The sequence below is a fragment of the Streptomyces sp. NPDC053750 genome (genome assembly GCF_044544295.1).
Classification (GTDB): Bacteria; Actinomycetota; Actinomycetes; order Streptomycetales; family Streptomycetaceae; genus Streptomyces.
The window spans coordinates 1-15007 of record NZ_JBITXB010000043.1 but is presented as its reverse complement, the minus strand read 5'-3'; the positions used below and the strand labels follow the sequence as shown (position 1 = coordinate 15007).

14 protein-coding genes and 5 pseudogenes are annotated in these 15007 nt (G+C 68.1%); 8 read left to right on the top strand and 11 right to left on the bottom strand.

The genetic code is table 11. The features are described from left to right. Positions 1 to 403 precede the first annotated feature (403 nt). Positions 404 to 952 (bottom strand): hypothetical protein, encoded by a 549-nt coding sequence (locus tag ACIGO6_RS40965; RefSeq protein ID WP_399885780.1) that lies wholly within the window; start codon positions 950 to 952, stop codon positions 404 to 406. Positions 953 to 1230: 278 nt separating this feature from the next. Beyond that, complete coding sequence (locus tag ACIGO6_RS40960) at positions 1231 to 1419, bottom strand: hypothetical protein (protein WP_399885768.1); 189 nt, start codon at positions 1417 to 1419, stop codon at positions 1231 to 1233. Between ACIGO6_RS40960 and ACIGO6_RS40955 the strand changes: the two genes are divergently transcribed. Next, entirely contained in the window at positions 1414 to 2199 is a 786-nt protein-coding gene (locus ACIGO6_RS40955) for a Mu transposase domain-containing protein (RefSeq protein WP_399885778.1), read from the top strand. The two genes, ACIGO6_RS40960 and ACIGO6_RS40955, sit on opposite strands and share 6 nt — an antisense overlap. Continuing rightward, positions 2196 to 2839 (top strand): annotated as a pseudogene (gene istB / locus ACIGO6_RS40950) (IS21-like element helper ATPase IstB); the annotation flags it as partial. The gene ACIGO6_RS40955 and the pseudogene istB, both read left to right, overlap by 4 nt. Positions 2840 to 2852: 13 nt before the next feature. Here the strand turns inward: istB and ACIGO6_RS40945 are convergent. Then, positions 2853 to 4028 (bottom strand): PP2C family protein-serine/threonine phosphatase, encoded by a 1176-nt coding sequence (locus tag ACIGO6_RS40945; protein ID WP_399885766.1) that lies wholly within the window; start codon positions 4026 to 4028, stop codon positions 2853 to 2855. 189 nt (positions 4029 to 4217) lie between these two features. On the opposite strand from ACIGO6_RS40945, the gene ACIGO6_RS40940 reads away from it, so the two are divergent. Next, positions 4218 to 4421 carry a hypothetical protein gene (locus ACIGO6_RS40940; protein WP_399885782.1) on the top strand — a complete coding sequence of 68 codons (204 nt, stop codon included), beginning with the start codon at positions 4218 to 4220 and terminating at the stop codon, positions 4419 to 4421. A gap of 13 nt (positions 4422 to 4434) precedes the next feature. Here ACIGO6_RS40940 and ACIGO6_RS40935 read toward each other — a convergent pair whose 3' ends face one another. The 7 genes and pseudogenes from ACIGO6_RS40935 to ACIGO6_RS40905 all read right to left on the bottom strand — a co-directional run bounded on the left by ACIGO6_RS40935 (position 4435) and on the right by ACIGO6_RS40905 (position 9032). Further along, entirely contained in the window at positions 4435 to 4695 is a 261-nt protein-coding gene (locus tag ACIGO6_RS40935) for a hypothetical protein (protein ID WP_399885764.1), read from the bottom strand. A gap of 153 nt (positions 4696 to 4848) precedes the next feature. Then, complete coding sequence (locus tag ACIGO6_RS40930; protein ID WP_399885762.1) at positions 4849 to 5025, bottom strand: hypothetical protein; 177 nt, start codon at positions 5023 to 5025, stop codon at positions 4849 to 4851. Positions 5026 to 5222: 197 nt separating this feature from the next. Then, the gene (locus ACIGO6_RS40925) at positions 5223 to 6059 is read right to left on the bottom strand and encodes an ISL3 family transposase (RefSeq protein ID WP_399885776.1); all 837 of its coding nucleotides are present in this window, start codon (positions 6057 to 6059) and stop codon (positions 5223 to 5225) included. Positions 6060 to 6237: 178 nt separating this feature from the next. Continuing rightward, positions 6238 to 6507: pseudogene (locus ACIGO6_RS40920) on the bottom strand (GNAT family N-acetyltransferase); the annotation flags it as partial. Positions 6508 to 6584: 77 nt separating this feature from the next. Next, a pseudogene (locus ACIGO6_RS40915) lies at positions 6585 to 6925 on the bottom strand (transposase); the annotation flags it as partial. Positions 6926 to 6990: 65 nt separating this feature from the next. Beyond that, positions 6991 to 7989 carry an MBL fold metallo-hydrolase gene (locus tag ACIGO6_RS40910; protein WP_399885760.1) on the bottom strand — a complete coding sequence of 333 codons (999 nt, stop codon included), beginning with the start codon at positions 7987 to 7989 and terminating at the stop codon, positions 6991 to 6993. Positions 7990 to 8072: 83 nt separating this feature from the next. Then, positions 8073 to 9032, bottom strand: coding sequence for a serine hydrolase (locus ACIGO6_RS40905; protein ID WP_399885774.1), 960 nt, complete (start codon positions 9030 to 9032; stop codon positions 8073 to 8075). A 39-nt stretch (positions 9033 to 9071) separates the two neighbouring features. Here ACIGO6_RS40905 and ACIGO6_RS40900 point away from each other — a divergent pair, with 39 nt between their 5' ends. From ACIGO6_RS40900 to ACIGO6_RS40885, 4 genes and pseudogenes are all read left to right on the top strand, one after another. Further along, complete coding sequence (locus tag ACIGO6_RS40900; RefSeq protein WP_399885772.1) at positions 9072 to 10049, top strand: LysR family transcriptional regulator; 978 nt, start codon at positions 9072 to 9074, stop codon at positions 10047 to 10049. Positions 10050 to 10317: 268 nt separating this feature from the next. Further along, positions 10318 to 10671: a hypothetical protein gene (locus ACIGO6_RS40895; protein ID WP_399885758.1), complete on the top strand. Its 354-nt coding sequence runs from the start codon at positions 10318 to 10320 to the stop codon at positions 10669 to 10671. Between the two features lie 169 nt (positions 10672 to 10840). Continuing rightward, positions 10841 to 11365 (top strand): transposase, encoded by a 525-nt coding sequence (locus ACIGO6_RS40890; protein WP_399885770.1) that lies wholly within the window; start codon positions 10841 to 10843, stop codon positions 11363 to 11365. A gap of 288 nt (positions 11366 to 11653) precedes the next feature. Beyond that, a pseudogene (locus ACIGO6_RS40885) lies at positions 11654 to 12208 on the top strand (alanine:cation symporter family protein); the annotation flags it as partial. 78 nt (positions 12209 to 12286) lie between these two features. Here ACIGO6_RS40885 and ACIGO6_RS40880 read toward each other — a convergent pair. Further along, a complete protein-coding gene (locus ACIGO6_RS40880) occupies positions 12287 to 13555 on the bottom strand; it encodes a cation:proton antiporter (protein ID WP_399885756.1) in 1269 nt (422 codons plus the stop codon). A gap of 742 nt (positions 13556 to 14297) precedes the next feature. Between ACIGO6_RS40880 and ACIGO6_RS40875 the strand changes: the two are divergent. Next, positions 14298 to 14912, top strand: a pseudogene (locus tag ACIGO6_RS40875) (IS5 family transposase); the annotation flags it as partial. Positions 14913 to 15007 lie beyond the last annotated feature (95 nt).

The following is a 15007-nucleotide window of genomic DNA, read 5'->3' as shown; positions in this document are numbered from 1 at the left end:
AATCACCACGCCAACGACGAGGGGCCCTGCCTCGTCACTACACCCGCTGACCAGCCCATTTCACCCTCCAGCACAGGATGAAAGAGGTTCAGTGAGTACCTCGCCTACCGCCACCGGCGATGGCCCAACAGTACCAACCCACATCTGCTGATCACCAGGAACACCGCCACCACCGCAACGGCTGTGGGCACATTCTGGATGGACAAGTTGGTCAAGAGATTACCCGTGGGCGTCGACCAACTGAGGCAGGACCGCATCCTCGAAGAAGCCCTCGCCAACGGCGCTGACCCCCTCCACCTCGCACACGTCTTCTCCCTCGGGGCCAGGGCCAGCCTCCGCTACACCAGCGCAGTGGCCGAATCGGAAAACGGAGCAGGAACCGAACACCCGCCGATCTTGAGCTTTACTCCGCAGGGAGCCGTCGCCGGCCCTCCGGGGTGAAGGTGAACGTCCGGCGGAAGGGCCCTGTTCCGAAGCGCACTGCAAGCAGGAGGGGTTCTTCGTACTGAGGTGGCCATGATTGCTCGGCTCCTGGAGCACTGCCGTTCCAGAGATGGAAGGACACCATCGGTTCCTTCGGGTTCTCCGTCAGGTAGCCGAGGGTCTTGCCATACAAGGGGTTGGTCCCGCCGAACAGCACGGACGGGGTACCAAATTCGTCGACGACGTCTGCCCAAACTCGGTCCTCGCCCGCCCACTGGCGGACCGCACCCTGCAACGCTGCATATTCGTCACAGTCCAGCACGCGGTCGGGCTTGAGCCAGTCGCGGCCGTGCGCGAACTCGGCATAGACCGAGGCCATGCCGTACTCGTAGCAGCTTTCCGGGATCAGATCACGAAGCACGCCCGCGACGCCGGTGCTGGACCAGGCGCCGCGCTCCTCCCAGACGCGCTGCTGGTCGGCCAATGCCTCGGGCTGACACTCCACGAACAGCAAGTGATCCATCAACATGCGCAAGGCCAGCTCCTTCCCGAACATACCGGGACGACGCAAGGCCAGGTTCAACTGATCGACGAGATACGCACGTATCTCGTCGGAGGCTGCAAGCGATCTGGAAGTAGGCACACCACAGTCTCTCGCGCAAATGCCGCCGGATCGCGATCATGGGCCGGCCGTTTTCCACCTGAGCCGGCTCCAGCCCCTTCGCCCACTCCCGCTCACTGTGGCAACCGGCCCCTTCGACGCAGTAGAACCGCCTGCGAGCCCCCTGAGTTTGCGCTACGGAGCCTTCAGATTTTCTGAACCCACAGAAGATCGGCATCGAGAGTTTTTACTGCGGCCCCGGCATCGACGGCGCCGACGAGAAGGGCGGGGCCGAGGGGCAGATCGGTTACTTCCGCCGCAACCACTTCACGCCGGTGCCGGAGGTGGACTCGCTGGCAGAGCTGAACGAGACGGTCGAGCAGTGAGATCTGCACGACGGCCGGCGCCGGATAGGCTCGCGGCCGCGGACCATCGACGAGTACTTCGCCGTCGAACAGCCGCTGCTGCTGCCGCTGCCAGACGAGCCGTTCGAGACCGGCCGGGTGTTCACACCGAGGGTCGACCGCTACAGCCAGATCACGGTCCGCACCAACCGCTACTCGGTGCCCGTCCGTCTGATCGGCAAGCGGGTCCGCGTCGTCCTGCACGCCTCTCACCTGGTGGTTTACGACCAGAATGTGGAAGTCGCCCGGCACGAGCGGCTGATCGCCAAGGCCGGCTGCCGCCTGGAGTTGGACCACTATCTCGAAGCCCTGATCCGCAAGCCGGGTGCCTTCCCCGGCGCCACCGCCCTCGAACAGGCCCGCTCGGCAGGTAAGTTCACCCCCGCCCACGACGCTTGGTGGGCCCAGGCCCGCAAGGTCCACGGCGAGCGGGACGGCACCCGGGCCCTGATCGAGGTGCTTCTACTGGCCCGGCACATCCCGCACGAGCACCTCGTCGTCGGGCTGGCCACCGCCCTTCGGGCCGGGGCCCTGACCGCGGACGCGGTCGCGCTGGAGGCCCGCAAGGCCGCCCAGGCTGAGGACGAACCGCCCGTCACCGGTCCCGGGCAGACGCCGGGAAACGTGACGTTTCTGCACGAGTGGCGCCTTGCCCACCTGCCGCTGCCCTCGGTGACGCCCTATGACCAGTTGCTAGGACGCCGTCGCGTCAGCGGCGGCGCCCACCGAGAGGAAGAAGCCCAGCGACTCTGCCCCGCCAGCGAGGCTTGACCGAGCAGGCCGCCGACGCCGCCATCGACACCGCCTGCCGCATGCTGCGGCTGCCGTCGATCCGCAACGAGTTCTCCGACATCGCCGACCGGGCGGTGAAGGACCAGATGACCTACCGCGGCTTCCTCGCCGAACTGCTGATGTCCGAGTGAGACGACCGGGCCCGCCGCCGCTCGGAACGCAGGATCAAGGCGGCCGGCTTCCCGCGGGAGAAGTCGCTGCGGACCTTCGACTTCGACGCCAACCGCAACATCGACCCGGCCACCATCCACACCCTCGCCTCCTGCGAGTGGATCAAGAAGGGGCAGCCGCTCTGCCTGATCGGCGACTCCGGCACCGGCAAGTCCCACATGCTCATCGCCCTGGGCACTGAGGCTGCGATGAAGGGCTACCGCGTCCGCTACACGCTGACGACGAAGCTGGTCAACGAGCTGGTCGAGGCCGCGGACGAGAAGCAGCTGAACAAGACCATCGCCCGCTACGGCCGCGTCGACCTTCTCTGCATCGACGAGCTCGGCTACATGGAAGTGGACCGGCACGGGGCCGAACTGCTCTTCCAGGTGCTGACCAAGCGCGAGGAGAAGAACAGCGTAGCCATCGCCTCCAACGAGTCCCTCGGGGGTGGACGAAGACGTTCACCGGCGGGTGCCTGTTCACCCGCCTGGGGGTGCGGCACTGGCGCATGTACTGCTGATCCGGTGCGGCGAGCGGCGCACGGCGAGAACCGCCAGGTCGTCCTGCTGCGCGCCCTTGGTGAAGGCGTGGACATCGTCGACGAGTGAGTAAGGGAGCCGGCCCGCAGTGATGTCGACGCGGCCGGCGAGTTGTGCCTCAAGCGGATAGAAGGTGCCCGCGGGGGAGCGGGCCTCGGTGAGACCGTCGGTGCACAGCAGCAGCGTTGCCCCGGCGGGGAAAGGGAACCAGGACACAGTGCGCGGCTCGTCCACGAGGTCTGCCAGGCCGAGCGGCGCATGCTCCGTCCCGGCGCCCACGGCTGTGACGGCCCCGTCGTTCAGCAGGTAGGGCGGGATGTGGCCGCACGTGACGAGCTGGGCCTCAGTGCCGGTGTCCACCCCCAGGACGACGGTGGTGACGAATCGTTCCGGCTCACCGCGCTGTTCGGCGTAGCCGTTGTGGCGGACCACCGCGGCCTCGAGCGAGTCCACGAGCGCGGTCACCGTTGGTTCGCGGTGAGCGGCCTCACGGAAGGCGCCGACCACGTCGATGGCCATGCCGATGGCGGAGAGTCCCTTGCCTTGGACGTCGCCGATCAGTACCCGGGTGCCCCAGGCAGTGGCCGCCACGTCGTAGATGTCGCCCCCGACGAGTTTGTCCTGCTGTACCGGCTCGTACACGCCGTCCACGAGTACGTCGTCGGTAATCAGCGGCAGCGGACGCAGGATTTGCCGCTGCATCGCGGCAGCGGTCGACCGCAGACGTACCAGCTCGCCCTCGCGCGTGATGCGCAGCCAGGATCCATAGACGGCCAGCGCGCCGAAGCCGAGGGCGAAGAGGGCCAGGATCACCCGGTCGGCGAGCCGCTCTCCCGACATAGCCACGGGCAGGATGACGAGGACGCTCACCCAGGTGGAGACCAGCGCCGTCTGGCGCGGGGTGCACAGCGCGGCGGCGAACGCGGGGAGAAACACCAGCAGCCCCAGCAGGAGCACGGCGGTCCCGGTCACCGTGCCCAGGACGAGCGTCACCACCGTCGCCGCTACCGTCACCAGTACGACACCACGGGTGGGAGGCGTGCGGATCGAGGTGCTGTCGTCCCGGCCCGCACGGCCCTCCGCGTGGACCAGTACCGCACGCAAGGAACCGAACATGCGGGCATCCTCCAGTGGCGGTGAGATCGGACGGTGCGAATGCCGCATGCCGCGACAGATGGGCGTCCTCAATCATCCGATCTGCCTGAAATGTCGGAGGGAGGCTGGCCGTACCCGCACCGAAGTGCGTCCGCCCGGGTGATTTTTGGACGTCTACTGTCACGTGAGGTCTTCTGCACGCCACCCGTCATGGCGAAGCGTGTTGCCGGCCGGATGGCCCTGCCTTGCGGGAGACCGTCCTTCGAGCCGCAGCGGCCGCAGGCGCCGGGGGAGCGGGCGACCGGCACGCCCCCGCCTGGCGACGCTGTGCCCCGCCGCATCGAGACCGGCACCGACTCATACCGCCTCGCCACCACCCGCGCCCGCGCCGAACAACAGGCCACGGTCAGCTGACCTTCCATGCATCTCAAAGCGCAATGGGTCGGTACTTCAGAGCCTCATCGACGACCTGCTGGGCAGACGCGGCCTGAAAGTTGTCCGAGCGGTGGAAGACCAGGTCACTCACCCGGGGATGCGACACGTTCGCCTCCAGGAGCCGCAGGTAGTAGTCACTCTCCGGGTCGGCTTTCCTCGGGCTTGGAATTGAGTCCCTGGGGCTGCACCGGATCTGGGGAGCCCGCTCGCCCTTCAATGAAGCCTCCGCGAAGACCATGGTGTCGGCCGGCATGGTGGAGGAAGGAGTCATACGGGAGCACGTTCTCAAGGCGGGGAAATGGCGTGACTCAGTCGTGTACGCGATCACCGACCGTGAGTGGGAGTCCTCGAGGAACTCGCAGGATCTTGTCTACTGACTGCTCAGGGCACGGCGCGGGAGTTGAGGTCAGGTCACACGCAAGGAGCGCGGCCGTTCGGCGATGCTGTAGGAATCCATGCCCAGCGCCCGGATGTCGTGGACCAGCTCGCGCCACATCTCGAACTTGGTGTTCACCTGCTCTCCGTGCATCTCCAGGTAGGCGACGGCCAGGCCGTAGCCGAACAGCTCGTTCCGGCTCGCCATACCGGCGAGGACAGAGAAGTCGTTGACCTCAATGTCGCAGGGGAGGATCTCCTCCTGCTGCCGGCGTACTTCTGAGTGGCCCTGGCAAGACTTCCGTGAAGCTGGGATGTGCCACCGTGTGCTGGTGACGCTCCGTCACGGATAGCGGCGTCGGAGCAGGGCCATGAGGATGACGCTGGCCGCCCGGGCGTACTTGCTCACGGTGCTGGCGGTTCAGGCCCAGCTCGCGGGCTGCCGAGTTGAGCGAGCGACCGGTGTCGGTCACCGCGTGCACTGCCTCGAAGAGCCGCTTCGCGTGGCGGCGGGCAGAGGTGTCGGCCTTGGTCGGACGCTCCCGCTGGGCTCGCCGGGGGCGGTGCCGCTTCGGGCTCTGGCACTGCGGCGGGCAGGCAGCCGCGGTGGGCGGCAGCGATGTCCCCGATGCGTTTCGACAAGCTCTGCCACAGGTGGAAGCGGTCGCTGACCTGCACCGCGTCCGGGGCGCCGTCGGCGATGCCTTGGCGGTAGACCAGCGAGCCGTCCCGGCAGACCGCCTCAACACCGGGGTGTGCCCGCAGCCAGGCAGCCAGCTGCCCGGCGTCACGCCCGGCCCACAGCTCGATCGGCAACCGGGTGTCGGCATCCACCAGCAGGGTTCCGTAAGCGTCCGCGTACAGCGCAAAGTCGTCCACGCCCAACACCCGCGGAGTCGCTGCCGGCGGAAGCGGTAAGCGCATCAAGTGGAACAGCACACTGGTCCGCGACAGCGGCACCTTCAGGATCTGCAGCAGCCGCGCGCCGCCACGGCCGGCGAGCAGCACCCCGGCCATCTCCACCAGGTGCTGCAGCAGCGGACTGCGGCGCCGGTAGCGCGCCGTCAGCCCGTCGACCTGCTCGGCAAACGTCCGCCGTCCGCAGGCCGGGCTGTCACAGAACAACCGTCGCACCGACAGCTCGATCACCACCGGTCGGCCACCCACAGCGACATCGGCCGGCATGCGGCCGTATCGGCTGTGCACCCGCGCGGAACCGAGACCGCAGTCCGGACACGCCACCGTCAACTCACGGGTGCGGGCCGCGATGCGGACCACACCGCCCGCCGCCACACTCGTTCCACCCGCACCGCATCAAGGTGCGGAGACATGATCCATATGAGGTCATCACACTCGCCGACAATGCCGCTATCCGTGACGGAGCGTCACCGGCGCACGGTGGCAACCCCCGCATCACGGAAATCTTGCCAGGGCCACGTTCACGTGTACGCCGACAGATCATCGCCCCTTCGAGATCGAGGACGAATATCCCGGGCCGCCGCCCGGGCACCTCAGGCATCTCGCGCTCAAGCTCGTCACGCGGGCGGGGGCCGCCGAGGTAGGCGTGCACCTCCGACGAGGCGTGCAGCTCGATGAACGCCGCACGGTCCCAGGCCTTGGGCTCACGCAGCACGAGCCTCTCGGTCTTGATCGGTGCAGGCGGCCACGCAACGGGGCCGAGATCATTCATGTTGTCCAGCCGATCAGCGGCCTCAGTGGTGATCAAGACTCGCGGTCCCTCTTGACTTCTTGTCCCGCTGAGATGCCTTTGAGGGCCCGGACGTGCGATCCGTCCACGACACAGTCGTCCAGGCCCAGCAGGTCGGCGCGGCGAAGCTCGGTCAGCAGGGCGGCGTGCAGGCGTGGCCAGACGCCGGCCTCAGTCCAGTCCCGCAGTCGGCGCCAGGCTGTCACGCCGGAACAGCCCACAGTCTCCGCCGGGACGTCCCGCCAGGCGACACCGGTCCGCAGCACGAACAGGACGCCGACGAGTGCTGTTCGGTCAGGAACACGCAACCGCCCGGGATGCCGGTGGCGCCGCTCGGGAGCGGGCGGCAGCAACGGGGCCACCCGCTCCCACACTCGTCAGGAACAAGATCAGTACGCACCTCGGACACCCTGCCGACCAAGATCGTCGAGCACAAGCCCCGCAGCTCAACTCATTCTGGAACGATCAGTTAGGCCGCATGTCTCCGCCGTAGGTCGTGTGGTAGTCCGGGACAACGATCCGGCTCATCGGGGACTCCTGGTGGACCAGCGCGACAAATGCGTCCAGGTCCATCGCCGGGTCGCGGCGCGGTGGTTCGCTCAAGGGCTCTTCGAAGTTGTCCCAGTGGACGGGTACGACGACGCTGGGCTGCCCGAGTGCCTGCAGCAGCCGGGGCACGTAGCGGTACGTCGAGGTGCTGGACGGCACCGCGATCATCGCAAGGTCGGGGCTCAGCCCTTCGACTGCTCGCTCGGAGAAGTCGCTGGCGCCCATCAGGAAGGCCGAGGGTTCGCTGCTGCCAGTCGTCACCTGGTAGGCGAGCGTGTCGCCCTCTGGCAGGTCGGAGATGGTACGGGGGGTAGCCGACGGTGGCGCGTGCAAGGTTCCCGGCGCGAAGTAGGTGTGCCGTTTGTTGCGGCTGTGCAGGCTCGACACCACTTGGACCGTGATTCCGTCGAAGTCCAGCACCTCGCCACCCTTGACCACAGAGATCTGCCCGGGGTCGACGCCGAACGCGACCAGCAGATGAAAGGTCGTCTCGGTGCCGACGATCCGGGCACCGGTGGCCTTGGCTATGTACGGCACGTCGGCGATGTGGTCCCAGTGGGAGTGGCTGACCAGGACGATTTCAGGGCGGCCGATGTGCTCCCGCACCCGTTCGCGATTGGACCTCAGCTTCGTACCCGGGTCAAACCCGCCGTCGAACAGGCCGGTCTTGAACCGGGTGACGTACGGGTCGAAGAGCACTGTCCGCCCCTCGACGTCGATGCGCCAGCCGGACGTGCCCAGCCAGCGGAAAGACGTCGAACCAGCCGGGGAGGCCGTGCGTGTCGTCGCGGCGGCGGGGATGGGGGAGGCGAGGAGAGGGGCGGCCGCGCCGAATGCGGCGCCGCGCAGCACCGTGCGCCGGCCGAGATCCTGGATGCGCCGCTTCGGGCGCGGTGCGTCTGTGTTGTCGCTCATACGGCCAGGAGATCAGGAGACACTCGCCGCAGTCCAAGATCGAAATGTACGCGGTTTCATATGCGTTCTCGTATGGGACCAGGTCAGCTGCCGCGATGGCGGAGGAAGTCGACAGCGATCCGCGCCACTGTGCCGATCGCCGCGTCGACGGCCGTACGTGAGGTGGCGAGTTCCCGCGTGCGGGCGAAGACGGAGACCGCGTAGCGGCTGCCGTCGGGATACCGGACGACCCCCGCCTCCATATGAAGGCCGGGAAGGGTTCCGGTCTTCGCCGCGACCGTCGCCTCGTCCGGGAATCCCGACACCAGCCTGTGCCGGAAGACCTGGCGGGACATCAGTTCTCGTACCTGCGCGCAGGCTTGCGGCGGGCCCGCCTCGTCGCGCCAGATGAGGCGCAGCAGCCGGGTGATCTCGCGGGGCGTACTGGCGTTGGTCCGCGAGGGATCCAACACGCTCATCCGTCTTTTGTCGGCCTTCGGGAGCGCCGGGTAGCGGAGTGCGAACTCGCTCTCGTCGCGTGCGCCGACCTCACTGAGCATCGCCTGCAGCACATCGCGAGGACCGCCCACGATCCTGGTCCGTTCGAGGCGGAGCTCTGCGACCAGGAGTCGTACCGTGTCCAGGCCGACCTGCGCCAGCAGCAGGTCCGCTGCCGAGTTGTCGCTCACCGAGATCGCGAAGAGGGCCAGGTCGCGCAGGGACAGTTCGACATCGTCCGCACAACCGGCCGTGCCCCAGCCCCCGAGCCGGTCGGCAGCCGTGACCCGGACCCGTTCGCGGGGGTCGAGTTGCCCCGCGGCGACCTGGCGCGCGAACTCCAGGACCAGCAACACCTTGAAGATCGAGGCGATCACGACCGGCTCGTCAGCGCCGACAGCAACCTCGTCGGCTGCCGCCCACTCACCCGCGGCCACCGTGTCGCCTGCCGAACACCTGCCGATCGTCACCTCATCACAGCCCGGCTCACCACCGATGGGAACCGCGTGCAACAACCCCTCGGCTCCCACCCCCGCGAAGACCTCACGGATCCGGTCCTCGACCATAGCTTCGCCCCTCACGTAAGCTCCCTGGCTGTGGATCTCTTGCGCCACCTGCGCATCTTTGTCGCCGTCGCCGAAGAACTGCACTTCAGCCGAGCCGCCGACCAGCTTGGCATGGCCCAGCCACCCCTCAGCCAGGCTGTGCGCAGGCTGGAGACGGAGCTCGGCGCCGAACTGTTCGACCGGTCGCGCCGGCAGGTCAAACTGACGCCCGCGGGCACAGTGTTGCTGGATGAAGCCCGTGGACTGCTGACCGGCGAAAAGCGGCTGCGGACGCTGGTCCGCCGCGCCGAGGATGGCGAACTGGGCACCCTGCGCGCGGGCATACCCCCCGGCACGACGGTTGCCACGCTGTCGCTGCTGCTCGGCGCATGTGCGGAACACTATCCGGGCATGTCCGTCGATCTCCAGGAGAACACCACCGACGAGCAACTCCGGCTGCTCGACTCCGGCGGGCTCGATGTCGGCCTCGTCCACCAGCCCGTGGACGTCACCGGGCTCCGCCTCGGCCCGGAGGTGTCCGTGGAACTCGGCGTCGTCCTGCCCCGCATCTCACCACTGGCCCAGCTTCCGGAGGTCGCACTGGCCGAGCTGTCCGGTCACGACCTCGTGCTCCTTCCCCGTGAGCAAGCCCCTGGCTGGTACGACCGGATCCTGGACACCTGCCGGGCCGGGGGCTGCGTTCCCACCGGACTGCAGCATGCCTCACGCCCCGAGCTTCTGTTGGCCCTGGTCAGCGCGGGGCACGGTATCGCCTTCGACCAGGGGGCGATGGCCGGCAAGGAGCCCCGCGTCGTCTGGCGGCCACTGGCAGGCCGCCCCCTCACCCAGCGGACCAGCGCGGTCTGGCCCGCCGGCCGATCCGCCCACCCGGCCGCCCCTCACTTCGCCGAGCTCGCAGCCGACGTACTCGCCCGCGACCGTACGGCAACCATGCACCGCGACGACCGCGCGCCCGCGGAGACAGAGCCACCCCGCCCATGGGCAGTGGTGTACGACGAAGCAGCATGGCGTCGGTAGGCGGTCTCGACTCCGTAGACGACCGGTGGATGCCTTCCCGGGCTCCGTGCTGGGGTGCTGAGGCCGAGGCGATTGTCCTGGCTGCACGATGTGAAGCTGCGGCTGCTCCCTCGAGCCGGCCAGTAACGTCCTGCAGCGACTGTAAGACGGCATCGGCGATGCCGACACAGACCGAAAGTTCAAGGGCCTGAACATCGGCTCGAACGGCGGCGGCCCGGCCTACATCACGGACTTCGATGGGGCGGTCTACCGGACGCGGACGGCGTCGATGGACGAACCGGAACTCGACAAGGTGGCCGCTGACTCCACCGACGTGGCTGCGGCTGGCAGCCGCAGCCGCCGGGCGGCGATTGCTGGAGCAGGCGAAGCAGAGTGTCGCCGTTCGCCGTCCTGCCGGACCGCTGGCCACCATGGACTCTCCGATCCACCATTCCTGCGTAATGCACAGGTAGTGCGGTCCTGCATCGTGGCCGTCGCACGCACCGAGAGCGGGTCGGCCTATCGGGCCTGCGGGGGACAGGCTGTTGAGTACAGGGGCGCGAACGCCGAAGGGGAGAGCCGGATCGATGTGGAGATGGCCGCGAAGAAGACGGTCCGCCACCCGCAGGCCGAAGCCGCCTGAGAGGTAACGCGCCCCGTCTGCGTGCTCCGACGGGGAGCCTCTGCCCGGTGCCGGCAGGGGTTGGTGCGGACACCGGGTCTACGCGGGGCCGCTGACAGTGCCGGGGCGGCGTGTCGACAGGACGTAGGGGCCCGGTGCCTGTTCCGCGGCGCGGGCTGCGGGCTGCGGGCTGCGGGCAGGGGGCGGGAGGTGGGCGGGGATCTGGCGACCTGCGCCGACGCCTCGGAGCTGCGCCGTCACGGTCGCCTTCGACGGCTGCAACTCGATCAAGACCCCCGATGCCGAACGCAACCGCGGCTGGCTGGGCAAACCCTGCAACCGCCACGGCTTCACCAGCTACCCGGTCCTGCGCCTGATGACACTGGTCGAGACTGGCACCCGTGGACTGCTCGGCGCGTCCTTCGGCCCCAGCCACCGCGGCGAGAACCACTATGCCAGGCGCCTGCTCGGCCCGGACCAGCTCGTCCTGGCCGACCGCTATTTCGACGACGCCAAACTCCTGGCTCGGATCGCCGACACCGGCGCCCAGTTCCTGGTCCGGCTCGCCTCCCACCGACGCCTGCCCACCCACGACAGGCTGCCGGACGGCTTCTACCTGGTCCACCTGCGTGCGTCCCGGTCCGCGTCATCGAGGCCGACGTCACCGTCACCCTGGCCGACAACAGCACACTCCACGAGGGCTACCGGCTCATGACCACCTTGCTCGACCATGATCTCGACCCCGCCAAGGCCCTGATCCGCCTCTACCACGAACGCTGGGAAATCGAATCCGCCTACTACGCGCTTCGGCACACCCTCATGCAAGGACGCGTCCTTCCCTCCGGCGACCGGTGCGGTCTCGAGCAGGGAATGTGGGCCCTGCTGCTCCTCTACCAACTGCTGCGGACCGCCATGGTGGATGCTGTCGAGACCAAGCGCGGCACCGACCCGGACCGGGCCAGCTTTACCAACATCAGGCACTGTTCGTCTGTGAGATCTCGGCCTGGTGCACGTCACCGAGGTCCCGGCCGACATCGGTACGATCGTCGAGGGCGCCTTCACCCCCGAAGGCGTAGCTGGCGGCGTGCTCGGCGCGCTGATCATCGGCTGCGAGCGGGCCGCCTTCTCCAACGAAGCTGGTCTGGGATCCGCCCCGATCGCCCACTCGGCGGTGAAGACCAAGCACCACGCCGGCGAGGGCCTGGTCGCCCTGCGGGAACCGTTCATCGACACCGTCATCATCTGCACGATGACCGCGCTGACCATCGTCATCGCCAACCCGGCCAGCTGGGCCGAGGCCCGGGCCGGCGAGTCCATCGGCGGCGTCACGATCACCTCCGACGCCTTCGAGACGGTCCTGCCCTGGTTCCCCTACATCCTCACCGTCGCGGTGCTGCTGTTCGCCGTCTCCACTGTACTGACATGGAGTTATTACGGCCTCAAGGCGTGGACGTACCTGCGCGAGCTCGACTCCTTCCTGGAGTTCGTCCGCGCCCGTAACGCCGGAGAGATCAGCGACGGCGACGAAGGCCAGGAGTCGGTGAGGGCCACCGTCTGACTGCCCCCGCGGCCTGGCTCCTGTACGGGCCCGTGCTCACCCCGCGCCTTGGTGGGTACGGGCCCGTACGCCTGCGGCCTACGACCGGCCTTCGAGCTCCACACCGTCGCGCCGCCGGTCCAGGTAACCGATGGCCGGCGTCGCAATGACGCCGTGCAGCACCACCGAGATCACCACGGTGAGGGCCACGGTGGCCCACAGCTCCCGTTCCAGCCCGCCGAAGGAGTCCTGCCCCAGGGCATAGGAAAGGTAGAACAGCGAACCGATGCCCCGGATCCCGAACAGGGCGACCACGGCACGCTCCTTCTTCCTCATGGCGGTCCGCACCTGTGCCAGCCACCCGGTCAGCGGCCGTACGACCAGCAGCACCAGCACGCCCAGCACCGCGCCCGTCAGCGTCAAGGCGGACAAGGCATCGGCCACCAGGTAACCGCCGAGCAGGAACAGCAGCACAGCCGTGAGCAACCGCTCGATCTGCTCGGTGAACTCGTGCAGCACCTTGTGATAGCCGTGGCTGCGCTCGGCGGCCCGGATGACGCATGCGGTCACGAACACGGACAGGAAACCGTAGCCGTGGAGCACCTCGGCGATGCCGTATGACACGAAGGTGGCACCCAGCGCCACGAATCCCTCCATGTACTCGGACAGCCGCAGTACCGACGCGCGCACCCGGAAGAACATCCACCCCAGCAACCAGCCGACACCACACCCGACAGCCAGCCCGACGGCAGCCCTGCCCAGCAGGTCGGTCAGAGCCCACGAACCGATCCAGTCCGCCGACCATCCCGTCCCGGCCGCCGCGGCGAGGGCGATCGCCGCGTAGACGAACGGAAAGGCAAGTCCGTCGTTCAGCCCCGCCTCACTGGTCAGGGAAAACCGCACCTCGTCCTCGTCGCCCTCGGCACCGAGCGGTTCGCCCACGCGCACCTCACCGGCCAGCACGGGATCCGTGGGCGCGAGCACTGCCCCCAGCAGCAGAGCAGCCGCAGGCGGCCAGTCGAGCAGCCCCCAGGCCAGCAGGGCGACGACCACCACGGTCAGCGGCATCGTGATGACGAGCAGCCTCCACGTACTGGACCACCGGCGCCATCCGAAGGGCCGGTCGATGGCGAGCCCCGCGCCCATCAGCGACACGATCACACACACCTCGGTGGTGTGCTCGACCCACAGGCGATCACGAACGGGATCCACAGCCGGTACGCCCACCGGCAGCAACTGGATCAGAACACCCGCGGCAAGGAAGACCATGGGCAGGGACAAAGGCCGCTTGGACACCACCCGGGGCAGCACAGCCGCACCCAGCGCCCCAAGGCCCAGACAGAGGTAGACCCCGTCCGAAAGCGTCACTGCAACCTCCTGCCCAACGTGATCATTCTCAGACCACGCGTATACCCCGTCGCGACCTGTGCCTCGCCCGAGTACGTCGCCGAGTTCGCGCTGCGACGATCCACGTTCCGCCGGCGGCCGGTGTGCGGCGGACGAGTAGGGGGTGGGCCGCCGGATCCGCTGCGGTTAGGGTGTAAAGAACGCGTCAAGAACAGCGCGGGGTGTGCCGGGAAGTCTGGTCGGCCTCCCAGGGCCGTGTGACCACTTCTATCTCCGCCCCCCGAAGGTTCGCCGCCTTGGCCGCCACCCCGCTCCGCACCCCGTTCCTCGGTCTCCCGTCCTGGCCGGAACGGCAGGCCGTGGCCAGCTGTTGACGGATCCCACGGTCCGCGACCGCGACGAAGAGGAATCACCCGCAGACCGCACCGGCCATCTGCTGCGCCCGCTCCCCGCCGTCCTGTGCGTACCGCTGTTCGCCGCCGGGGTCAGCGTCTCCGGCGACGCACTAAGTGAGCGTTTGATTCTGATATTGGATGGTTCAGGGGGAATTCCAGGAGCCGTTTGAGAGCTCAGCGAAGCGATTCGCCGGAAACACGGCTTATGCAGCAATCAGCGAAGCAGTAATGCGCCGGTTTCCTTCCAAGAGCTCCTGTCTCATTCAGAAACCTACCGGTTCACGCCGAGTTGAGAGCGCACGCCCCCCGCAACCAGCACCCCCGCACACGCCCTGCCCAAGCCAGCCGCCGCCACGTACGCAGACCTTATGCAGCCCTCACGGCCCTACCCCAGCGACCTGTCCGACGCCCGCTGGGAACTCATCCGCCCCACCCTCGAAGCCTGGCGCCAGGCCCGCAACGGCATCCGCAAACCCACCCACGACCTGCGCGCCCTCATGAACGCCATCCTCTACGTCGACCGCACCGGCATCCCCTGGCGCTACCTGCCCCACGACTTCCCACCCCACCAGACCGTCTACGGCTACTTCGCCCGCTGGGAAGCCGACGGCATCTTCGACCAGCTCACCGGCCTGCTACGCGGCAAAGTCCGCCAGGTCGAAGGCCGCACCAGCGAGCCCAGCGCCTGCCTGATCGACAGCCAGAGCATCAAAACCTCCGCCACCGTCCCCCTGACCAGCCAAGGCGTCGACCCGGCCAAGAAGATCATCGGACGCAAGCGGCACATCGTCACCGACACCCTCGGCCTCCTCCTGGCCGTCACCGTCACCGCCGCCAGCGTCCACGACTCCGCGGCCGGCACTCAGCTCCTGACCAAGGTCGCCGCACTCCACCCGACCGTCACCAAAGCCTGGGCCGACAACGGCTACAAGACCAAAGCCGTCGAACACGCCGCCCACCTCGGAATCGACCTCGAGATCGTCTGAGGTTCCCCCGCTGCGCGGGAGTGGTTGACTAGCAGGTCAGGGCGGATTGACGTGGTTTCAGGTTCACTTGTTCGGCCGCTGCCCGGCTGGCG